Consider the following 21,701-nt stretch of genomic DNA (forward strand, 5'->3'; position numbering starts at 1 on the left):
GTTTAGTTTTTCTTATCAAGAATTGAGTATTTTTAGAAATGATGAAAGAAATATTCCCAATCCTTACCGATTGCACCTACGTTGATACTGCCAGTTCATGTATTTTATCAACTGATTTGCATGTCTGGCGGAAGAGACATGAGCGAGATTTTTATGAAAACGGAAGTCAGTTTCGAGTAGAGCAAGGATCGTTTATTGAGTCAGTACGCGAGACCGTTAGAGGCTTTTTTAATGCGGAACATGCTTTTTTAGTGCCAAATTTCTCATTGGCATTTAATGCTTTTTTGGAAACATTTACTGCTGATGAGCACTTCTTGTTGTTAGATGATGAATACCCGTCAATTTCGCATCCGATCATGGCACGGAACTTTCGAATCAGCGTCGTGAAGGTCGACGAAAACGTCGAAGCGCATATCTATCAGGCTATAAAAAAATACAGACCGTCCATATTTGCTTTCAGTCTGGTGCAGTATATTAACGGTCTGACGCTCAGTTTAGACTTTGTCCGGCAATTGAAAAGTGATTTCCCAGATTTATTATTGATCGCAGATGGGACACAATATTGTGGTGCAGGGAGAATGGATTTTGAAGGTAGCGGATTAGATGTTCTTGCAGGAAGTGGTTATAAATGGTTGCTAGCCGGTTATGGAAATGGATATATCTTGTTCAAAGATCAGGTTTATAACCGTATCACCGCAAGGTTTCAAAATATAAAAATGTCGGAAGAGTTTGAAGCAAGAGGTAAGAATGCTATAGACGCTCATTTTGAGCCTGGCCATTTGGATACGCTGAATTTTGGTTCTTTGCAACAATCACTGTTGTTCCTGGCCTCGTTTGGCATGGATAAAATAGAACAGCAATTAAAAAACCTTTCTATACAGGCAAAATGCGCGTTCAACGAACTTTCTATATTAGACGATATTACGGCTAAACGATCGACAGTGTCTAGCATCTTTAATATAAAAGGAGATAATAAGTTGTTTGAACTTCTGAAAAACGAGAAGGTCATTTGTATTCCAAGAGGACAGGGGATAAGAATTTCTTTCCATTTTTTTAATACGAAAGACGATTTAGATAAAATATTACAAATAATTAAGCAAAATGTTCACACATAGCGAATAATTTCCCGATATGTAACAAACCCCTTGCTCGTTGGTCTAAAAACCATATTTTGCACAGTACCGAAAACATAAAGATTACATTAAATGAAGAACAAACTACTAGGTTATGCCTTAGGGATCATATTCCTTGGGACGGGATTGAGTGCCCAGGCCCAGAATGAGATTGAATTTAAGGAGTTTACGCTTGATAATGGTTTGCGTGTTATCTTGCACCAGGACAACTCGACACCGATTGTGGCCGTATCTGTTTTGTACCATGTCGGCTCAAAAAACGAGAACCCAGAAAGGACAGGCTTCGCGCATTTCTTCGAGCATTTATTGTTCGAAGGCACCGAAAATATAGGTAGAGGAGAGTACATGAAGAAAATTCAAGCGATTGGAGGAACTCTGAATGCTTTTACTTCCAGCGACCAGACTTATTATTATGAGGTGGTTCCGTCCAATCATCTTGAAACAGCTTTGTATATGGAGAGCGAGCGGATGTTGCAGGCAAAGATTGATACGGTAGGTGTTAACACACAACGTGAGGTGGTAAAAGAAGAGAGAAGGCAGCGCTACGAAAACCAGCCATATGGTACCATATTGCCCGAAGTCTTAAAACGGGCATATCATGAGCACCCTTACCAATGGCCTCCCATTGGTTCGATGGAGCATCTAAACGCAGCGAAATTAGGTGAGTTTATTGATTTTTATAAAACTTTTTATGTGCCAAACAACGCCGTGTTAAGTATTGCAGGCGACTTAGATTATAAACAAACAGAAGACTGGGTGAAGAAGTATTTCTCGGAAATTCCGAAAGGAACCAAAGAAATTCCTCGTCCGAATGTAACGGAACCGAGAAGGAACAAAGAGATCCGAGACATTGTGTATGATAATATTCAGCTTCCTGCCGTAATTGAAGCCTATAACTTGCCGAGAAAAGATCATCCTGATGCTTACGCACTAGACATGTTATCAACTTACTTGACTGGTGGGAAGAGTTCTTTAATGACCAAGGAGTTGGTTGATAAACAGCAAAAGGCACTTGCAGTGATGGCTATTCCTTTAACACTCGAAGATGGAGGTGTATTTTTACTATATGGGATCGCTAATATGGGTGTTGACGTCGATTCGTTAGAAGCGAGTATTGATAATGAGATCGAGCGCGTAAAAAGAGAAGGTGTTTCTGAAAAAGATTTCCAGAAGCTGTTAGCTCAGGTGGAAAATGCGGTTGTTTCACAAAATGCATCCGTAGCAGGAATTGCACAAAACCTGGCTGAAAGTAAAGTTTATTTCGGCGACGCCGATGAGGTGAACCACCAAATGGAGAAATACAATAAGGTGAAACGGGAAGATTTGCAAAGGGTTGCTAAAGAGTATTTTGGTAAAGAAGGGCGAGTGGTTTTACATTACTTGCCGAAATCTGCAGAACCTCAAGAGGCAGCTAACAATTAGGAAATTAAAAAATATGCATACGATGAAAAAACTTAGTTTATATATATTCTTTTTTCTGGTTATTTCCGGTACTGCCTTTGCCCAGGTAGATCGCAGTCAGTACCCTGAACCAGGACCAGCACCTACGATTAATATCGGTGATGCCGAAACATTTACTCTTCCAAATGGATTAAAGGTTTTTGTTGTTGAAAATCATAAATTGCCGCGTGTAACCTTCTCTTTGGTATTGGATAGAGATCCCGTTTTTGAAGGTGACAAAGCTGGTTATGTTGGCATGGTCGGCGAGTTAATGATGAGCGGTACGCAAGATCTGAGTAAAGAGCAGTTGGATGAAGCAATTGACCAGATCGGTGCGCGGATCAACGTATCTTCTACGTCCGCCAGTGCCTCATCTTTGACAAAACATCAAGAGCGCTTGTTAGAGCTATTCTCGGCGGTATTGTTCAAGCCAAGTTTTCCACAGGTTGAGCTTGATAAAATCAAGAAACAAACCATTTCAGGCTTAGCAGCCGCTAAAGATGATCCAAGCGCAATCGCGTCTGTGGTGGAAAGTGCAGTAATATATGGAAAAGATCACCCTTACGGTGAAGCCGCTACCGAAGAAACCGTAGCCACCGTAGAGGTAGGAGATATTAAAGATTATTATAACACCTATTTTAAACCAAACATAGCTTATTTGGCGATTGTAGGTGATATTACCAAACCAGAGGCTGAAAAGCTAGTTAAGAAATACTTCAGTAACTGGGAGAAAGGCGAGGTTCCAACGCACGAATGGGAGGCTGTTCAAGGACCTGCATCTAACCAGGTTATTTTAGTAGACCGTCCAAGCAGTGTCCAATCTTTGATTTCAGTTGCTTACCCTGTGGAAATGCAGCATAACAACCCAAATCGGATAGCGGCCAGCTTAATGTCTTATGTACTGGGTGGCGGTTCTTCATCGCGTTTGTTTATGAACTTGAGAGAAGCAAAAGGCTATACGTATGGGGCGTATGCTTCATTAAGTCCGGATGAGATCATCGGATCTTTTTCAGCCGATGCCAGCGTTCGGACTGAGGTAACTGACAGTGCCGCTTACCAGTTCTTTTATGAATTAGACCGGATGACTAAAAAATCAATCACCGAAGAGGAGCTCGATGCAGCGAAAGCGTATTTAACGGGTAGTTTCGGTCGCTCGCTCGAGAGTCCTTCGACGATCGCTAGCTTTGCGCTGAATACAGAGATATATGATTTGCCGAAAGACTACTATAAAAACTATTTAAAGAACCTGAATGGAGTGAGTGTTTCGGAAGCGAATGAAATTGCTTTGAAATACATCAAGCCGAATAATGCTTATTTGGTTATCGTAGGCAACGTAGGGGAGTTTGAAGATCAGGTTGCTCAGTTCGGAGAAGTAAAGCGATATACCAAAGAAGGTTATCCGGAGGAGAAGAAGGCCGTAAGTGCAGATGTTACTGTAGATGGCGTTATTTCTAAATATATTGAGAGCATTGGTGGGAAGGAAAAACTTCAATCAGTTAAAACGTTGCGACAAACCGGTGAAGGCGAAATTCAAGGAATGAAAATTTCGCAAGTTGCTGTCATTGATAAAGATAAGCAGATCCTTGTGCAACGGACATTTATGGGAGGTCAGGAGGTTTCGAAGATGAAATCTACCGCGGAGAAAACAACGGCTTCAGCCATGGGGCAAGAACAAGAGATGCCAGCTGAGATGCATGAGGCTATGAAAGCCTCCAAGTTGATCTTCCCTGAGTTGACCTACCAGGAACAAGGTGTGAAGTTGACCTTGGATGGAATAACGCAGGTTAATGGAAAGGATGCCTATAAAGTTCTTATAGAAAATGGTTCTGTTAAAACGACTGACTACTTCGATGTAGAAAGCGGTCTTAAAGTAAAAACTGAAAGCGCAATCGCCGGTGAAATCGAATACGGAACCTATAAAGATTTTGACGGTATTAAGATGCCCTCTACGTTGAGCGTAAAAACACCGCAATTACCTACGGCAATTCAGATGAGCATGACGAGTGTGGAGGTGAACCCACAACTGACGGAAGCGGATTTGAATTAGACTTGGTTTACATTTTAGCCAATTGAAATGCAATTGATTCCCTATTCCATCCCTATTTTCGAGCAAAAATAGGGATGGAATAGCAATCAATCAGGAGGTAAATCGCCTAGAAAGTAGGACAAGATATTCCCAATGTATCTTGCTTTAGAAACTGGCAAAGGCTTCGATCTGCATTTGCGTAAACTTCACCGTATCCTCTTTGAAAAGATTCCCATTCTCATCGAATTCCTGACGAATGTAAGGAATGTGGATCTTCAGCGGCATCACGTGCATCTGCATATAATGGCAGACACCGGTAAAATGATCGACGCCACGAATATTTCCATATTTACCGCTGGAATGACCGACTAAAGCCGCCTTTTTATGGTAGAAGCTTGCGGGGAATTCGCAAGCGTCAATAAAGACTTTCAGCGCTCCCGGATAGCTTCCATTATACTCGGGAATGATAAATAGAAATTTTTCGGTCGCATTGATGATGTTGAGTATTTCTTTAAACTCGTCGCTTCTAGCGCCATAAAGATCCGAAACAAGAAGGTTAGGAGGCAGGGTTTCGAGAGATAATAGGGTGCTTTCCACTCCCCATTTTGATAGTTGTTTTTGGTAATATCGTGCTAATTTTAACGTGTTGCTATTGGGTCTATTTGTTCCAGAAATTATCGTAATCATATTATCAATTGTGTATAACATAGCCGCCAAGAAAAGAAGTTAAAATTTTAATTTTTGTATCTTAGCGAAATAATAATTGCTATTAAAGCGAAGTTAATCATATTAGCTAGTTTTAAGTTATTGGAATTAAATAATTTTGGTCTTGAACAAAAGAAGCTATAGTAGGGAAAATTACATTTATGGGTAAAATAATCGCACTAGCCAATCAGAAAGGTGGAGTAGGGAAAACGACTTCTTCAATAAATTTAGCCGCTAGTTTAGCTGTTTTGGAATATCGGACTCTACTGGTCGACGCTGATCCACAGGCTAATTCTACATCTGGCATAGGCTATGACCCCCGTACGATCAAGAATAGCATTTACGAATGTATTATTAATGATGTTCCTGCAGCCGAAGCGATTTGCTCGACCGAAACGCCTAATTTGGATCTTTTGCCGGCACATATAGACCTTGTTGGTGCGGAAATAGAAATGATCAATTTGCCGGACCGTGAGTTTAAAATGAAAGGCATCCTGGATCAGGTGAAAGAGGAGTATGATTTTATTATTATTGACTGTTCCCCTTCGTTGGGTCTGATTACCATTAATGCGCTTACGGCTGCCAATTCTGTAATTATTCCGGTACAGTGTGAGTATTTTGCATTGGAGGGGTTGGGGAAACTGTTAAATACGATTAAAATAGTTCAAAATCGTTTGAATGTCGATCTGGAGATTGAAGGTATTTTGCTGACGATGTATGATGTGCGACTGCGGTTATCGAATCAAGTGGTTGAAGAGGTGCGCTCGCATTTTAACGATTTGGTTTTTGATACGATCATTCAGCGGAATACGCGTCTAAGTGAAGCTCCGAGTTTTGGTGTCTCGGTGATTATGCATGATGCGAACTCGAAAGGGGCGATAAACTACCTTAATTTAGCAAGGGAAGTCTTGCTCAAAAATGGCTTAAGGAAAATAGAGGATCAATCAAAGGTGGTTAATTAATATATGGCACAGCAAAGAAAAACAGGATTAGGAAAAGGACTTAGTGCTTTGTTGAATGATAACGATAATCGGCGACACGAACAGGATGAACAGTCGGTATCTGCGGAATATGCGTCGCAAAGCCCGACCCGTGGGTCGTCTACGGGCTCTATCGGTCATGTTAAAATATCGGAAATTGAGATCAACCCTTTTCAGCCGCGGACAGACTTTGATGCCCAGGCATTGGAGGAACTCGCTGAGTCTATAAAGTTGCAAGGTTTGATCCAACCTATTACGGTGCGACGGATGTCTTCAAATTCCTATCAACTCATTTCCGGTGAGCGGAGGTTGCGGGCATCAAAAATTGCCGGGCTTAAGGAGATACCAGCTTACATTCGGACGGCGGATGATCAGCAGATGTTGGAGATGGCTCTGATCGAAAATATCCAGCGGGAGAACCTAAATGCTATTGAGGTGGCATTAAGTTTCCAACGCATGATAGACGAATGTAACTTGCGGCAGGATGAACTGGGTGAGCGGGTTAGTAAAAACAGATCAACGGTGACTAACTATCTGCGTCTACTAAAATTGCCACCGAGCATACAAGCATCGATCCGTGACAACCAAATCAGTATGGGACATGCGCGTGCACTGATCAGTGTGCCGGAAGTTGAGAAGCAGCTTTTTATACATCAGGAGATATTAAACAAAGGTTTGTCGGTTCGGAAAGTAGAAGAGCTTGTCCGCACGTTGCAAGAAGAGAAGCCTTCAACCAATAAGAAAAAAGCAAAAGGACATTCATTCCAGTTTCAGAAAATCGAAGATGATCTGGCGACGAAATTTGCAACGCGTGTTAAGTTGAATGTTAATGCTGATAAAGGGAAAGGGTCAATTCAGATCCCATTTAACTCTGAAGACGACCTGAATCGTATCCTGGAACTATTAGACTGGTAAAATAATGCGGTATTGCCTTGCATTTCTATTATTGCTTGCTTGTTCGGTTGTTGATTTGCAGGCACAGACCCCTGACTCTTTGCGTCAGGAAGTAGAACGCATTTCGACTGATAGCCTGAACATGCAGGATACCACTAATTTACCAACCGATGCAAACGTAGAAAAAACCAGACGGAAGAAAAAAAAGGAGGAAGAGCCTTCTGTGTATAAAGATTCAACACGTCTGGCGTTAGAGCGCATGACCCGGGTGGCAGTAACCCGTTCGGCGATTATACCCGGATGGGGGCAGTTAACTAATAAGCGCTGGTGGAAAGTGCCCATTATTTATGGTGGGATTGTTGGGTTGGTGCTTACCTATGACTTTAACCAAACAAATTATAAGGAGATGCTCGCGGAAGCCCAGTATCGGATAACGCATAATGACCAGTACCTACATGAAAAGTATGCCGGGGCTAATCAGGAGTGGGTGATTCAGGCGAAAGATTTTTATCGTCGAAATAGAGATCTGACTATTTTGGTAGGACTGGGACTGTATGCACTAAATTTGGTAGACGCTTATGTAGATGCAAAAATGTTTCGATATGATATCGATGATGACTTAAGCTTTCGTATTGATCCATTTGTACAACAACCGCAAGGTTTTTATGCTTCGCGAACACCCACTTTCGGCTTAAAAATGGCTATTACAATTCATTGATGTTTTAATTTAAAAAAAAGGATATTATCGTATATTGCGATTATTAATCAATTCAATATAGATTATGAATATTGCTTTAATCGGGTACGGGAAAATGGGGCAGATTATCGAACGGATCGCCCACGATAGGGATCATGAAGTTACCCTTATTATCGATGAAAATAATCGCGAGAGTATTCGTGTCGACGATTTCGAGGGGGTTGACGTGGCTATTGACTTTAGTACGCCTGACTCTGTATTAGATAATATTAAGCTGTGTTTTGACGCTCGGGTGCCAGTCGTTGTTGGGACGACTGGCTGGTATGACCGGATCGAAGAAATACGGGAAACCTGCGAGGCGGGAGAACATTCCTTGCTGTACGGTTCTAATTTTAGTGTTGGCGTTAACATTTTCTTTTATATTAATAAGCTATTAGCAAAGGCGATCCAACCATTCAAGCAATATGATGTGCAGGTTGAAGAGATTCACCATACGCAAAAACTGGATGCTCCAAGCGGTACAGCTATTACGATTGCAGAAGGCATCCTTGAAAACAGTGAGGTGAAAAAGAGTTGGGTAAATAATATTGTTGGTGAAGAAGGAGAAGTAATTCCAAAAAATGATCAGTTGTTGATTGAATCACACCGATTAGAAGATGTACCTGGAACCCATACAGTGCTGTACAGCTCTGAAGTAGACCAAATTGAGTTTAAGCACACTGCTCACAGCAGGTCTGGTTTTGCTTTAGGTGCGGTAATTGCTGCGGAGTGGCTGCAGGATAAAACAGGCTTTTTCAATGTGAAAGAAATGTTTAAATTCGATCTTTAAAAAACAAAAAAATAGATGAGTTATGTAATTTGTATCATCCTCCTTGTTTTGGTTCATTTCGGACTATGGAAGATGTTCGTTAAAGCGGGTAGACCTGGATGGGAATCACTTATCCCCTTTTACCGTGAATATATCATTGCGCAACTAACTGGTCGGCCTGCATGGTGGCTCATCCTGTTGCTGATACCGATTGTAAATATTTTTATCGCTATTACGATTTATGTGGATTTTGTGAAAAGTTTTGGCAAACGTTCTTTCTTAGAACATGCCGGGACAATTTTGTTACCTTTCGTAGTATTTCCATTATGGGGAACAGACACAAAAACAACATATTGGGGCAAATCAAACACTGCCGAGTTTAAAGAGAAATACCCTTACAAAAAGACAGTAACTAGAGAATGGGCAGATGCGATTATTTTCGCTGTGGTTGCTGCTACGCTGATTCGTGGCTTTTTGATAGAAGCATACATGATTCCGACTGGCTCCATGGAGAAAAGTCTTTTGGTCGGTGATTTTATTTTTGTTAGCAAGGTCAATTACGGTCCTCGTGTCCCAATGACGCCTGTAGCATTTCCTTTTTCACATCATACGTTACCTACTGGCGGAAAGGCTTATTGGGAGGGTATCAAATTGGATTATAAACGCCTTCCGGGATTTGAAAAAATTGAAAGAAACGATGTGGTGGTTTTTAACTACCCGCCAGATGGACTGCCTCCATTGAGTCGTCCGGTAGATAAACGTGAAAACTATATCAAACGGTGCATTGCTATCCCGGGCGATTCACTTCGGATCATTGACTCTAAAGTATATGTGAATGGGCAAGCAGAAGTGAACCCACCAGAGAGTCAAACGAGTTATTATGTAAAAACGAATGGAACTGATTTGAACCCGCAAACATTATTTGATATGCGGATTGAAGGCTTACGCCAATCGGAAACCGAATATGTTTTTACTATGACGGACAAGCAGGCTGAAACCATCTCTTCTTGGGCTAATGTGGAAGCCGTAAAGCCTAATATCGCTCCGTTGAACGCGTTTGATGGACAGGTTTTTCCTCATAATCCCGATTTTCCGTGGAATGTGGATAATTTTGGACCCATTGTGGTACCAGAAAAGGGATGGACCGTTGCACTGGACAGTACTACCGTCCCCTTATACGAGCAAATTATTACAGATTATGAAGGTAACACCTTTGAGCAACGTGCGGATGGCTACTATATTAACTCAGAGAAGGCCGACAGCTATACGTTCCAAATGGATTACTACTGGATGATGGGTGATAATAGACATAGCTCTGCGGACTCCCGCTTATGGGGCTTTGTTCCCGAGGACCACATTGTAGGTAAAGCTCTATTTGTTTGGCTGAGCTTAGATGAGGTGGGAAGCTTCTTTGATAAAGTTCGCTGGAATCGGATTTTTATGAAAATCGAATAGGTTGGAGCTTAAAACGATCTGCCAAACTATTTAGGTCATTAATAACTGCATCGACTAGTGGAATGCCTTCACGACGGTTTGCCTGCTCAGCGAGGTTTTCCGGTTCACCGGGTATAATCACTGATTGGTTTTCGCTGATTCGTTCTGCTGCTTTAAAACGTTCAATCCACTGATCTATATTTTGCTTATAATCTTCAACCGGTCTGAATCCATCAACACGCCAAGCTCCTAAAAAATGACCGAGTCCTTGTCCGGGTTGGTCTTTAGCAGGTTCAAGGAATGCAACAAATGGGGGCGCCCACGGCCCATAGCTGGCGCCAGATAGTACTGCTGAGAAAATATCGACTGCTGAACTTAGACCAAAACCTTTATGGCTTCCATGTTCACGGTCACCACCAAGGGGTAATAGTGAACCACCATTTTTTAGTTCGCCGGCATCAAGCGAATTTTGTCCTTCTTTTGTTTGTACCCATCCAGAAGGAATCGGTAAATGTTTTCGTTGAGCTACTTCCAGCTTTCCGTTAGCTGCGGTAGATGTCGCCATATCGACAACAATTGGAGGATATTTACCTGCTGGGAATGTGTAGCATATCGGGTTGGTTCCAAGCATCCGTTCCTTTGAAAACGTTGGTGCTACCAGAGGGCTAGCATTGGTCATTGCCATGCCGATCATATCCTTTTCGATAGCCATCAGGGCATGGTACCCTGCAATCCCGAAATGATTGGAATTCTTTACAGAGACCCAGCCGGAACCAACTTTGTCAGCCTTTTCCAGAGCGATATTCATAGCGTGCGGAGCAACAACGAGCCCTAATCCTGCGTCTCCATCCACCGTGGCTGTACTTGGTGTTTCATGTATAATCTTGATCTGTGGGCTTGGGTTTATGCGGCCTTTATCCCATAACCGGACGTACCCAATCAGTCGCGCTACACCATGAGAGTCTATCCCTCGCAGGTCGGCTTTTAATAGGACATCTGCCGCTAACTGGGCATCTTGCTGCGAACAGCCCATAGATAGGAATACATCTTGCGTAAATTTTCGCAGTTTATGTTCGTCAATTCGTCTAAGTTCTTTCGTTTCCACACGGTTTGGTTTAAAATACAGCTTCCGCAACTCGTTTTGTTGGTTCTGGGTTTCCCATTGTATAGAAATGTAAAACAGGTGCCCCCATCTTGATCAGCTCTTTGCTTTGATTAATCAGCCATTCGATTCCGAGCTCTTTCACCTCTTTCTCAGATTTGCAGGCTCTGACAGCTTCGCTCAGCTCGAGCGGGAAGTCGAGATGAAATGTTTTTGGCAAAGATATAAGTTGTTTTGAACTTGTGATGGGTTTTAAACCAGGAATGATCGGAACATTGATTTCATATTCTCTGCATTTCTCAACAAAGCATCTGTATTTCTCATTATCGAAAAACATTTGAGTGACAATAAAGTCGGCGCCCAAGTCAATTTTCTTTTTTAAATACCTGAAATCTGTTTCCATATTCGGTGATTCAAAATGTTTTTCAGGATAGCCGGCTACGCCAATACAAAATGTATTTTGATCAGTTGCAACGTCAATGTTTTCATGGAGGTACTTGCCATGGTTCATATCAACGACATGTTGTAGTAGGTCTGACGCATATTCATGTCCACCTGGCGTCGGGTAGAAGGTTTTCTCTGTTTGTCTGGGGTCACCGCGGAGTACCAAAACATTATCAATTCCTAGAAATTGCAGGTCAATCAAAGCGTTTTCAGTTTCTTCTTTCGTGAACCCCCCGCAGATCAGATGCGGCACGGCATCTACCTTATATTTGTTCATGATGGCAGCACAGATGGCCACTGTTCCAGGGCGCTTTCTATAGGCCACCTTTTGCAGTAATCCGCCCGGTTGCTCCTTGTATATATAGTCTTCTCGATGATAGGTAACATCAATAAATGGTGGGTTGAACTCCATCAAAGGGTCAATGGTATTGTAGATGTTTTGGATGCTCTGCCCTTTAACCGGAGGGAGCAGTTCAAACGAAAATAATGTTTTCCCTTTTGCGTTTCGAATATGTTCAGTTATTTTCATTAATATGTCAATTGTGTCGTGTTGATAAATTTTAATACGATAGGTTCGGACTGAGCCACTTCTCGGCTGTTTCTAAGTCGGCTCCTTTGCGAATAGCATAATCCTCAACTTGGTCTTTGGCTATTTTTCCTAGTCCGAAGTAGCGCGAATGAGGGTGCGAGAAGTAAAAACCACTCACAGCTGCTGTCGGGTACATTGCGAAGCTCTCTGTTAAGTGGATGCCCGCGTTTTCTTCGGCGTTAAGAAGGTCGAATAACGTCCTTTTCTCAGTATGGTCAGGACATGCAGGGTAGCCCGGTGCGGGGCGGATACCGTCGTATTTTTCCTTAATCAGTTCTTCATTTGTGAATTCCTCTTCTCTAGAATACCCCCAAAACTCTTTACGTACCATTTCGTGCATTTTCTCAGCAAAAGCTTCAGCAAAACGATCTGCTAAGGCTTTGACCATGATGGCATTGTAATCGTCATGGTTTTTTTCATATTCTTTTACCAGTTCATCACAGCCGATACCACTGGTAACGGCGAATCCTCCCCAGTAATCGGCGCGACCGCTATCTTTTGGTGCTACAAAATCCGACAAAGCATAATGTGGTTCGCCAGGAACTTTTTCAGATTGCTGTCTCAACGTATGAATCCTTGTGAGAACTTCAGTTCTTGAATCATCCGTGTAAAGCTCGATGTCGTCGCCAATATTATTAGCTGGCCAGAAACCGATTACACCATTTGCCGTGAGGAGATTATTATCCACCAGGTTTCTTAGCATTTTTTTAGCGTCGTCGAATAATTTAGTTGCTTCTACCCCGACTACTTTGTCTGTTAATATCCTCGGATAGCGTCCTCGCAGCTCCCATGTATGGAAGAATGGAGTCCAATCTATATAAGGTTCGAGCTCTTCAAATGAAAAATTATTAAATACTTTTGTTCCAAAAAATGTCGGTTTTGGTGGCACGTAGTCCATCCAGTCCGTTTGGAACCTGTTTTTTCTTGCTTCTTCAATACTTACATAACGCTTGTCAGATCGTTTTTGTAAATGTGCTTCGCGTGTTTTCGTATAATCTTCATGAACAGTTTTGATATACTCATCTTTAGTGGCCGCATTCAGCAGATTGGTACAAACGCTTACACTTCTTGATGCGTCAAGTACGTGGACAGTTGGCCCAGAATAATTAGGGGCTATTTTTACGGCTGTATGAATCCGTGAGGTTGTTGCACCGCCGATAATAAGCGGGAGCTTCAACCCATTTCGATCAGCTTCTTTTCCGAAATTGGCCATTTCATCTAGTGACGGTGTGATGAGTCCGCTAAGTCCTATAATATCCGCATTCTGCGCAATCGCTTCATCGATTATTTTTTGTGCCGGTACCATGACTCCTAAGTCGATGACCTCAAAGTTATTGCAGGCAAGCACTACAGCCACGATGTTTTTGCCGATATCATGGACATCACCCTTAACGGTTGCCATCACAATCTTCCCTGCATTCTTCCTTTCGGATTGATCTTCGTTTTTTAGCTTCTCAGCTTCGATAAACGGAAGTAGATAAGCTACTGCTTTCTTCATTACCCGCGCAGATTTAACTACCTGGGGTAGGAACATCTTTCCGGAGCCAAATAAGTCACCAACGACATTCATCCCGTCCATTAGCGGCCCTTCAATAACTTCTAACGGTTTATCATATGCCAATCGTGCTTCTTCAACATCATTGTCCAGATAATCAATAATACCCTTTACCAAAGCATGAGATAGGCGTTCTTGTACGGTGCCTTTTCTCCATTCTTCTGATTTCTCAACCGTCTTCCCCTTGCTTTTAATAGTTTCGGCGAAGTCAACCATCCTTTCTGTTGCATCATCACGACGATTCAATAGAACGTCTTCGATGTGAACGAGAAGAGTCGGATCAATTTCTTCATAAACCTCCAGCATCCCTGCATTAACGATCCCCATGTCAAGACCAGCCTTTATCGCATGGTACAAGAAAGCTGAGTGCATCGCCTCGCGTACAACATTATTGCCACGGAAAGAGAATGAGATGTTACTTACACCGCCGCTGACATGTACGAGGGGAAGGTTTTCTTTTATCCATCGTGTTGCTTTGATAAAATCAACCGCATAATTGTTATGTTCTTCAAGACCCGTAGCAACGGTTAATATATTGGGATCAAAAATAATATCTTGGGGCGGGAAGTCAATGGATACCAATAATTTGTATGACCGCTCACAGATTTCTATCCGGCGCTCAAAAGAATCAGCTTGGCCTGTTTCATCGAAAGCCATGACGACGACGGCAGCGCCGTAATCCATGACTTCACGTGCATGCTGGAGAAACTCTTCCTCTCCCTCTTTTAGGGATATCGAATTAACGATACCTTTTCCTTGAAGACATTGTAATCCAGCACGAATAACCGACCATCGTGATGAATCGATCATGATCGGAAGCTTAGCAATGTCAGGTTCAGATGCTATCAAGTTGAGGAACTTGACCATCGCCTTTTCGGAGTCAAGCATTCCCTCGTCCATATTAACGTCAATGATTTGAGCACCACCTTCAACTTGCTGACGGGCAACGGCAAGCGCTTCTTCATATTTGTCATTTAAGATGAGTTTAGAGAACTTGGGCGAACCCGTAATATTGGTTCGTTCTCCAATGTTGATAAACAGACTTTCCGGTTGTACTGTCACAGCCTCTAAGCCACTAAGTCGTAAGTAGGCCTCAGGTTTTGGCGGTTTTCGAGGCTTCCCTTTACTGGCTCTTTCCAGAATGCAGGCTATGTGTTCGGGCGTGGTGCCACAACATCCTCCGACGATATTGACAAATCCATTTTGAATAAAATCATCTAAAAGGTGAGCCGTATCATGAGCTTGTTCATCGTATTCACCAAATTCATTGGGTAAACCTGCGTTTGGGTAGGCGGAAACAAAAAACGGAGCCTTTTGGGCGAGTTCCGCAATATGCGGTCTCATCTCTTTAGCGCCCAAGGCACAGTTTAGGCCAATACTCAAAGGATTGGCGTGACTTAAGGAATTCAGAAATGCTTCTACGGTCTGACCTGATAAGGTTCTCCCGCTAGCATCTGTGATGGTTCCTGAGATCATGATTTCCAGTTGATTATCACGATTTAACTTCCCGTTTTCATGGAGTTCTTTTTGATATTTTTTTATAGCATAGATAGCCGCTTTTGCGTTAAGCGTATCAAAAATGGTTTCGATAAGCAGTAGATCCGCACCTCCATCGACTAAGCCACGAACTTGTTCGTAGTAAGCATCCACTAGTCCGTTAAATGTGACTGCTCTGAAACCGGGATCATTTACATCAGGCGAAAGCGATGCTGTCCGGTTGGTAGGGCCGATCGCTCCGGCAACGAAACGAGGCTTGGATGGGTCTGTGGTTGTGAATTTTAATGCAGCTTCTTTTGCTATCCTGGCACCTTCGAAGTTTAGTTCGTAGACCAGTTCCTCCATCTGGTAGTCAGCCATCGATATCTTTTGAGAGCTGAATGTGTTTGTTTCGATAATATCGGCACCCACCCTTAAGTATTCTTCGTGAATCTGGGCGATTATCTGTGGCTGCGATATGTTTAACAGATCATTGTTCCCTTGCACATCACATGGATGTTCAGCAAATCTTTCTCCGCGAAACGACTTCTCATCCAATTTATGACGTTGAATCATCGTTCCCATCGCACCGTCAATAACTAAAATTCGTTTTTTTAACGCTTCTCTTATACTCATTTTCTGACAACAAAATCCTTAATATCAGTATTTTAAGGAAAGTAAAATAAAATGCTTTTTTATTAGAGGAAGAGCGGGAGAAGTTCCGCAGCTTATCTTTCCTGATATATCTAGAATCAGGTAGAATGTAGCACCTTGTAAGTACAGGTTGCCAAGACTTCTTCGGGTCTAATCCCTCCGTCTTTCTCTATAAGCAAGACAAAGGTGCTAATTATTTTTGATAATTTTCAATTTTAACGGAATACTATTTCGGTATCATTAACTAAATGCGGGTTTAGTTAAACAATTTTTGTTAATTTGGAAGCGTATTGAGTTAATTCCATTGAATGTTATGATAAAAGTATATCTAATACCTTTCTATATACTGTTTGCTGTTACCTTGGCAGCCTGTAATCAAACGGCTGATAACAAACAAGGGGAGAATAGTCAAGACAGCTCGCACGTTGGTCATGATCATACAGCTGTTGGGCATAACCACGATCAATGTGTTGCGGATGGAATGCCGTCTCGTGGAGCTGCTATTGCGAATGCTACACCAATTGTCCAAGGCATGGGATCCGATAATGCCAATATGGTTTACATCCAAGGCGGTACTTTTACAATGGGATCTAATGAGTTTGCGGATAGCAAGCCGCTTCATGAGGTACATGTCAATGGTTTTTGGATGGATGAACATGAAGTAACCAATAGACAATTTTCGCGCTTTGTGCAGGCAACGGGTTATCAGACAGTGGCAGAGCGACCACTCGACCCTAAAGATTTTCCCACAGTGCCACTCGATTTATTAGTTCCCGGCTCAGCTGTTTTTACCCCTCCGGCTAATCACCCCTCACTTAATGATTATACAAACTGGTGGAGCTATGTGGCAGGTGCCAGCTGGCGTCATCCCGAAGGACCTGGAAGTACACTTGAAGGGCGCGAAGATCATCCTGTCGTTCATATTGCATACGAAGATGCTGAGGCTTATGCAAAATGGGCAGGTAAGCGGTTGCCGACTGAAGCAGAATGGGAATTTGCAGCTCGGGCTATGAGGGAAAATGATAAATATTATTGGGGAAATACGATGAAACCCGGAGGGCAATGGGTAGCTAATATTTATCAGGGAAGCTTTCCAATGAAAGATACAGGCGAGGATGGTTTCGTTGGCACTGCACCTGTTAAGTCATTCCCAGCGAATGCCATTGGTATATACGATATGGATGGAAATGTTTGGGAATGGTGCTCAGATTTCTATCGGCCTGATTACTACGAAAACAGTCCAGCAAACAATCCGAAAGGGCCAAGCGATAGCTATGATCCTTCTGAACCCAATATGGTAAAAAGAGTTCAGCGTGGCGGATCATTCCTTTGTAATGATCAGTATTGCGAGCGTTACATTGCGGGTAGTAGAGGGAAAGGGGAGGTGAGTAGTGCAGGGAATAATTTGGGTTTTAGATGTGTAAGTGACGATCCTGCTCCGGAGCGACCTACTTCGGAGAAAAGCGGTGGGTGATTTTTGACTTGTTGGTGGGGTCATAACCCAAAACTTCTATATATTGTACATTGGGTTTAAAATAGGAACCTCCATCAATGCGGACGAAAATTCTTTTAAGGACAATTTCTTTGTTGTCGACTGCCGTATAGGCTTGATATTTATTCGTTTTCGGATTAAACCTTACTGAAATTTCTAAGTCTTTGTAAGCTTGCAACCGTATATCATATTCCTGATCTCCCGTTTTGGTATGGTGAACTCCATATGCAAATTTGCGCTGGACAAAGCTAAGGCTGGTTCGCTTTCCGCCTTCTGCATAACGGATCCAATGAGCTTTAACGGGTTGATTCTCGTCGATTTCGTCATCTTTCATATTTACGCTGTAAATAACCGTGTTGGTATTTGGGTCCCGTTGAAGATAAAAAAGCTGTTTGCTCTCATTCGGTACAGGTAAGCTTTCTTTTTCGACTAATCGGTCGATTGCTTCATCTCCTCGATCTTGCGCATAATTGTCTTCAACAATCACCATAGGTCCAATAAGTACGAATAAAAAAATGACGATCATTCTCATAGGCAGTATTATTAATTTAGGTTAATCTGTTCTGCATATTATTTTCAACTGTATGAAATAGTTGAATAGGCTTTAATACTCGCCAGCTTAATTCATCAAAATTCCCGCCAAAATTTATAAAATAATCAATATCGGCTTGTCGAAATTCTTCAATAACATGTTGTCGGAAGTTAATTCCCACAATCCAACCGTCATCGACATCCTGAAACCACTCCTCGTAATAGCTATCATCTGAGCTGTGAAAGTTGAGAATATTTTCCCCTATAAGAATAAATTTCGTAATGTCGTCCGCAAGCATTAAGTCGATTACCTCGCGTTTCAATAACATGATATCATTGTCAATCGCGTCATTCCATTCGCCTATCATTTCGATAATCGCAAAGCCTTGTTCATAATCTGTGTATAGAATTTTCAAATAAAGTGTGTCTGATCCGAAATAATCCCATTGTGGGTGTAAGAGAAAATTATATACTTTTTTGTCGTATTCAAATTCGCTATATTCCTGGTTATAGAACGGTGAACGTTCGTCCTCTGATGATATATAATCATCCCGCCAACGATAAAATGGTTCAATTTCATGCATACCTAAAGATACTAAAATTATAAATTGACTTTCTTTGTTATTCAGGAAAATATATAATAACAGGGAAACTCTTCTTTTATTTGTTGTATTGTTTGTTTTTTATTAAACTACAGGGAAGAAACCTTATTTTTGTTTGATAGTTGTCTATGCAAAACTCTACTAAAAAGAACCTTTTATTTGCGCTCGCGTACGCCGTTGTTTTGGCGATAGGAATTCTTTTGGGGCAAAATTATGCTGATGAAAATCAAACAGTAGGCAATAATAGTTTTATTCCTTTAGGTCTCACGGATAAAACAGGGAAGGTACAAAAAACATTGCAGCTGATTCAAGAAAGATATGTTGAAAAGGTTGTCCTAGACACGCTTCAGGATGCTGCAATAACAGAAATGCTTACGCGTTTGGATCCACATTCAAGTTATCTAGCTCCTCGTCAGGCCAAGGCAATTGCAGAAAATCTTTCAGGGTCTTTCGATGGTATTGGTATTGAGTATTTCTCTGTTAATGATACATTGATCGTCACGGGTATGGTTAGTGATTGTCCAGCAGAAAAGGCTGGAATACTCCGAGGTGATAAGTTGATCTGGATTAATGACTCTCTGATTGCTGGTGCTAATCGAAGTCGGCAGGAAATTTCTGACTTAGTGAGAGGCAAGCGGGGCACTACATTGAATGTTTGGGTCAGTCGTTCAGGAAAAGAGATTGAAAGCCCTATTCAGATTAAGCGTGATAAGATTAACGTTAGCACGATAGACGCTGCTTACATGATGCAGCCTCGCACGGCTTATATTAAAATCAAACGCTTTGGGGAGCATACCTCAGAAGAGTTTGAAGCTGCATTAAAAGCCTTAAAGAAGAATAATTTTGACAAATTGATTTTAGACCTTCGAGAGAATGGCGGTGGATACTTTTATTCTGCTTTAGCTGTAGCGGATCAATTTTTTCCACCTGATAGTCTGTTGGTTTATACCGACGGAGCCAATGAAGAGCGAACCGACTATTATTCTACTCCTAATGGTTTATATGAAAAGGGTGATTTAGTTGTTTTAATCGATGAAAATTCTGCATCATCAAGTGAGATAGTAGCTGGTGCCGTTCAAGATCTACATCGGGGAGTCATTATCGGTCGGCGATCATATGGGAAAGGTTTGGTTCAAGAGCAGTTTGATTTTGGTGACGGATCTGCTTTAAATCTTACGGTCGCAAAATACTATACCCCTTCGGGCCGTAGTATACAGAAATCCTATAAAAGAGGAAATATTAACTACTTTAATGAGCTTAACCAACGTTTTCTGAGTGGCGAGCTGACTAGTCAGTCGATCCAGCAAACAGATTCGATCAGTCCAGACGGTGATGTTTATGAGAACGGTTCTGGTAAGCTAATTACCATATCAGGAGGCATTATGCCTGATATTTATGTTCCCATGGATACGACAGGCCTAACGCCGTTTTATCATGTCGTTCAGGAGCAAGATTTAATAAGAAACTTTATCTACCATCGAATGATCGACTCACCACCTTCTTTTGCTGTAGAAAATTTTATAGAGGATTATGAAATTCCGAATACTGTGTATCGGGATTTCATTCGTTTTGTACGGGAAGAAAATGTTTCCGTTAGCTTAGCGGAGTCCAACTTGTCGCGTAGCATCATTGAAGGTGATATGAAGGCAATATTGGGTAAATTTTTCTTTGGTAATGAAGCATGGTTTAAAGTTCGAAACCATCAAGACCCCACTATTATGCGAAGCTTACAAGTCCTGAATAATTGAACTATTTTTGTCTGAAGAAAATATCAATCGGAACGCCTTCAAAGCCGAAGTTATCGCGCAGTTTATTTTCAATAAAGCGTTTATAAGGATCTTTTACGTACTGTGGCAGATTGCAGAAGAATGCAAACATAGGTGATTTTCCACTGATCTGAGTGATATACTTAATTTTGATATACTTTCCTTTGGTAGCAGGAGGGGGATAACTTTCGATAATAGGAAGCATTACGTCATTCAGTTTCGAAGTGGAAATTTTCTTCGTTTTATTTTCGTAAACTTTTGCAGCTGTCTCCACCACCTTCATAATCCGCTGTTTTTCGGTCACAGACGTGAATATAATAGGCACATCCGTAAATGGCGCGATCCTTTCGCGGATAAGTGCTTCAAACTCCTTCGTGCTTTTATGGGTTTTCTCAATTAAATCCCACTTGTTGACGACAATGACGATGCCTTTTTTGTTTTTCTGAGCTAAGTGGAATATGTTGATATCTTGCGACTCGATTCCCTCGGTTGCGTCGAGCATAAGTAAGACCACATCGGCTTCCTCAAGTGCTTTAATTGTCCGCATAACGGAGTAAAATTCAATATCCTCCCGAACTTTCCCTTTTTTTCTTAATCCAGCCGTATCAATAAGTAAAAATTCATGACCGAATTGATTGTAGTGAATTGCAATAGAGTCTCGTGTAGTGCCCGCATTCGGAGTAACTATATTTCTTGTTTCGCCAACGAGCGCATTCGTCAATGAAGACTTACCCACATTCGGTCGGCCTACGATTGCGTACTTCGGTAGTGTGCTTTCTTCTTCGGGAAGATCTTCCAGATGTTTAACTACTTCGTCTAGAAGCTCACCTGTTCCCGAACCCGTCATAGAAGATATATTGTAAATCTCGCCTAAACCCAGGCTATAGAATGTAGCAGCCTCGATATGCAAATTGGTATTATCCACTTTGTTCACAACAACAAAAACTGGCTTTTTGCTTCGTCTCAATAGGTTTGCCATCTCGTCGTCCAGGTCAGTAATGCCGGTTGTTACATCAACCATAAAAAGGATTACTGAAGCTTCATCTATAGCGATAAGTACTTGCTCACGAATTGCCGATTCGTAAATATCATCCGAACCATGTACATAACCTCCGGTATCAATAACCGTAAACGTCTTACCAATCCATTCCCCTTGTCCGTAATGACGATCACGTGTAACACCACTAAAGTTATCAACGATTGCTTTCCGGCTTTCAGTTAAACGATTGTAAAATGTGGATTTACCGACATTTGGACGGCCTACGATTGCGATAATATTTGACATAGTACAAAATAAAAGAGTCTGTATCTCTATTTCTGCAAAGATACAGAAAAGTAAGATACAGACTGTATATACTAAAAATTGCTTTTTG

The 21,701-nt window shown here is 41.7% G+C and carries 17 protein-coding genes and 1 riboswitch; of the genes, 10 read left to right on the forward strand and 7 right to left on the reverse strand.

Going from position 1 to position 21,701, the window contains the following annotated elements; all coding sequences use genetic code 11:
* Positions 1-38 precede the first annotated feature (38 nt).
* The 3 genes from D3P12_RS04735 to D3P12_RS04745 all read left to right on the forward strand — a co-directional run bounded on the left by D3P12_RS04735 (position 39) and on the right by D3P12_RS04745 (position 4,620).
* Positions 39-1,115, forward strand: coding sequence for an aminotransferase class V-fold PLP-dependent enzyme (locus tag D3P12_RS04735; protein WP_118193923.1), 1,077 nt, complete (start codon positions 39-41; stop codon positions 1,113-1,115).
* A 90-nt stretch (positions 1,116-1,205) separates the two neighbouring features.
* Complete coding sequence (locus tag D3P12_RS04740; protein WP_118193924.1) at positions 1,206-2,555, forward strand: M16 family metallopeptidase; 1,350 nt, start codon at positions 1,206-1,208, stop codon at positions 2,553-2,555.
* Between the two features lie 22 nt (positions 2,556-2,577).
* Positions 2,578-4,620, forward strand: a complete 2,043-nt coding sequence (locus D3P12_RS04745) for a M16 family metallopeptidase (protein ID WP_118196968.1) — start codon at positions 2,578-2,580, stop codon at positions 4,618-4,620.
* A gap of 144 nt (positions 4,621-4,764) precedes the next feature.
* Here D3P12_RS04745 and D3P12_RS04750 read toward each other — a convergent pair whose 3' ends face one another.
* The gene (locus D3P12_RS04750) at positions 4,765-5,286 is read right to left on the reverse strand and encodes an NADPH-dependent FMN reductase (protein ID WP_118196969.1); all 522 of its coding nucleotides are present in this window, start codon (positions 5,284-5,286) and stop codon (positions 4,765-4,767) included.
* Between the two features lie 179 nt (positions 5,287-5,465).
* Here D3P12_RS04750 and D3P12_RS04755 point away from each other — a divergent pair, with 179 nt between their 5' ends.
* The 5 genes from D3P12_RS04755 to lepB all read left to right on the forward strand — a co-directional run bounded on the left by D3P12_RS04755 (position 5,466) and on the right by lepB (position 10,138).
* Positions 5,466-6,266 (forward strand): ParA family protein, encoded by an 801-nt coding sequence (locus tag D3P12_RS04755; RefSeq protein WP_118193925.1) that lies wholly within the window; start codon positions 5,466-5,468, stop codon positions 6,264-6,266.
* Positions 6,267-6,269: 3 nt separating this feature from the next.
* A complete protein-coding gene (locus D3P12_RS04760; RefSeq protein WP_118193926.1) occupies positions 6,270-7,199 on the forward strand; it encodes a ParB/RepB/Spo0J family partition protein in 930 nt (309 codons plus the stop codon).
* A gap of 4 nt (positions 7,200-7,203) precedes the next feature.
* The gene (locus D3P12_RS04765) at positions 7,204-7,896 is read left to right on the forward strand and encodes a DUF5683 domain-containing protein (protein WP_157970249.1); all 693 of its coding nucleotides are present in this window, start codon (positions 7,204-7,206) and stop codon (positions 7,894-7,896) included.
* Between the two features lie 64 nt (positions 7,897-7,960).
* Positions 7,961-8,704, forward strand: coding sequence for a 4-hydroxy-tetrahydrodipicolinate reductase (gene dapB / locus D3P12_RS04770; RefSeq protein ID WP_118193928.1), 744 nt, complete (start codon positions 7,961-7,963; stop codon positions 8,702-8,704).
* A gap of 15 nt (positions 8,705-8,719) precedes the next feature.
* Entirely contained in the window at positions 8,720-10,138 is a 1,419-nt protein-coding gene (gene lepB / locus D3P12_RS04775; protein ID WP_118193929.1) for a signal peptidase I, read from the forward strand.
* On the opposite strand, the gene D3P12_RS04780 is transcribed toward lepB, so the two are convergent.
* The 3 genes from D3P12_RS04780 to metH are packed head-to-tail and all read right to left on the reverse strand — an operon-like array spanning position 10,122 to position 15,919.
* Positions 10,122-11,222, reverse strand: coding sequence for an Ldh family oxidoreductase (locus D3P12_RS04780; protein ID WP_262511128.1), 1,101 nt, complete (start codon positions 11,220-11,222; stop codon positions 10,122-10,124). The genes lepB and D3P12_RS04780 overlap by 17 nt on opposite strands.
* A 10-nt stretch (positions 11,223-11,232) precedes the next feature.
* Positions 11,233-12,192: a methylenetetrahydrofolate reductase [NAD(P)H] gene (gene metF, locus D3P12_RS04785; protein ID WP_118193930.1), complete on the reverse strand. Its 960-nt coding sequence runs from the start codon at positions 12,190-12,192 to the stop codon at positions 11,233-11,235.
* Between the two features lie 31 nt (positions 12,193-12,223).
* Complete coding sequence (gene metH, locus D3P12_RS04790) at positions 12,224-15,919, reverse strand: methionine synthase (protein WP_118193931.1); 3,696 nt, start codon at positions 15,917-15,919, stop codon at positions 12,224-12,226.
* Positions 15,920-16,008: 89 nt separating this feature from the next.
* Positions 16,009-16,115: riboswitch (SAM riboswitch) on the reverse strand.
* Between the two features lie 135 nt (positions 16,116-16,250).
* Between metH and D3P12_RS04795 the strand changes: the two genes are divergently transcribed.
* On the forward strand, positions 16,251-17,411 hold the full coding sequence (locus D3P12_RS04795) for a formylglycine-generating enzyme family protein (RefSeq protein WP_118193932.1): 1,161 nt from the start codon (positions 16,251-16,253) through the stop codon (positions 17,409-17,411).
* Here the strand turns inward: D3P12_RS04795 and D3P12_RS04800 are convergent.
* Positions 17,386-17,961, reverse strand: a complete 576-nt coding sequence (locus D3P12_RS04800) for a DUF4833 domain-containing protein (protein WP_118193933.1) — start codon at positions 17,959-17,961, stop codon at positions 17,386-17,388. The genes D3P12_RS04795 and D3P12_RS04800 overlap by 26 nt on opposite strands.
* 16 nt (positions 17,962-17,977) lie before the next feature.
* Positions 17,978-18,544, reverse strand: a complete 567-nt coding sequence (locus D3P12_RS04805) for a hypothetical protein (protein ID WP_118193934.1) — start codon at positions 18,542-18,544, stop codon at positions 17,978-17,980.
* Between the two features lie 146 nt (positions 18,545-18,690).
* On the opposite strand from D3P12_RS04805, the gene D3P12_RS04810 reads away from it, so the two are divergent.
* Positions 18,691-20,310 carry a S41 family peptidase gene (locus tag D3P12_RS04810; RefSeq protein WP_118193935.1) on the forward strand — a complete coding sequence of 540 codons (1,620 nt, stop codon included), beginning with the start codon at positions 18,691-18,693 and terminating at the stop codon, positions 20,308-20,310.
* Position 20,311: 1 nt separating this feature from the next.
* Here D3P12_RS04810 and der read toward each other — a convergent pair whose 3' ends face one another.
* Positions 20,312-21,613 carry a ribosome biogenesis GTPase Der gene (gene der / locus D3P12_RS04815; RefSeq protein ID WP_118193936.1) on the reverse strand — a complete coding sequence of 434 codons (1,302 nt, stop codon included), beginning with the start codon at positions 21,611-21,613 and terminating at the stop codon, positions 20,312-20,314.
* Positions 21,614-21,701: the final 88 nt, after the last annotated feature.

The organism is Pedobacter indicus, assembly GCF_003449035.1.
Lineage (GTDB): Bacteria > Bacteroidota > Bacteroidia > Sphingobacteriales > Sphingobacteriaceae > Albibacterium > Albibacterium indicum.

Excerpts from the sequence above, each read along its gene's own strand:
- D3P12_RS04735 (WP_118193923.1), top strand. The coding sequence starts at position 39 with ATGATGAAAGAAATATTCCCAATCCTTACCGATTGCACCTACGTTGAT.
- D3P12_RS04740 (WP_118193924.1), top strand. The coding sequence starts at position 1,206 with ATGAAGAACAAACTACTAGGTTATGCCTTAGGGATCATATTCCTTGGG.
- D3P12_RS04745 (WP_118196968.1), top strand. The coding sequence starts at position 2,578 with ATGAAAAAACTTAGTTTATATATATTCTTTTTTCTGGTTATTTCCGGT.
- D3P12_RS04750 (WP_118196969.1), bottom strand. The coding sequence starts at position 5,286 with ATGATTACGATAATTTCTGGAACAAATAGACCCAATAGCAACACGTTA.
- D3P12_RS04755 (WP_118193925.1), top strand. The coding sequence starts at position 5,466 with ATGGGTAAAATAATCGCACTAGCCAATCAGAAAGGTGGAGTAGGGAAA.
- D3P12_RS04760 (WP_118193926.1), top strand. The coding sequence starts at position 6,270 with ATGGCACAGCAAAGAAAAACAGGATTAGGAAAAGGACTTAGTGCTTTG.
- D3P12_RS04765 (WP_157970249.1), top strand. The coding sequence starts at position 7,204 with ATGCGGTATTGCCTTGCATTTCTATTATTGCTTGCTTGTTCGGTTGTT.
- dapB (WP_118193928.1), top strand. The coding sequence starts at position 7,961 with ATGAATATTGCTTTAATCGGGTACGGGAAAATGGGGCAGATTATCGAA.
- lepB (WP_118193929.1), top strand. The coding sequence starts at position 8,720 with ATGAGTTATGTAATTTGTATCATCCTCCTTGTTTTGGTTCATTTCGGA.
- metF (WP_118193930.1), bottom strand. The coding sequence starts at position 12,192 with ATGAAAATAACTGAACATATTCGAAACGCAAAAGGGAAAACATTATTT.
- metH (WP_118193931.1), bottom strand. The coding sequence starts at position 15,919 with ATGAGTATAAGAGAAGCGTTAAAAAAACGAATTTTAGTTATTGACGGT.
- D3P12_RS04795 (WP_118193932.1), top strand. The coding sequence starts at position 16,251 with ATGATAAAAGTATATCTAATACCTTTCTATATACTGTTTGCTGTTACC.
- D3P12_RS04800 (WP_118193933.1), bottom strand. The coding sequence starts at position 17,961 with ATGAGAATGATCGTCATTTTTTTATTCGTACTTATTGGACCTATGGTG.
- D3P12_RS04805 (WP_118193934.1), bottom strand. The coding sequence starts at position 18,544 with ATGCATGAAATTGAACCATTTTATCGTTGGCGGGATGATTATATATCA.
- D3P12_RS04810 (WP_118193935.1), top strand. The coding sequence starts at position 18,691 with ATGCAAAACTCTACTAAAAAGAACCTTTTATTTGCGCTCGCGTACGCC.
- der (WP_118193936.1), bottom strand. The coding sequence starts at position 21,613 with ATGTCAAATATTATCGCAATCGTAGGCCGTCCAAATGTCGGTAAATCC.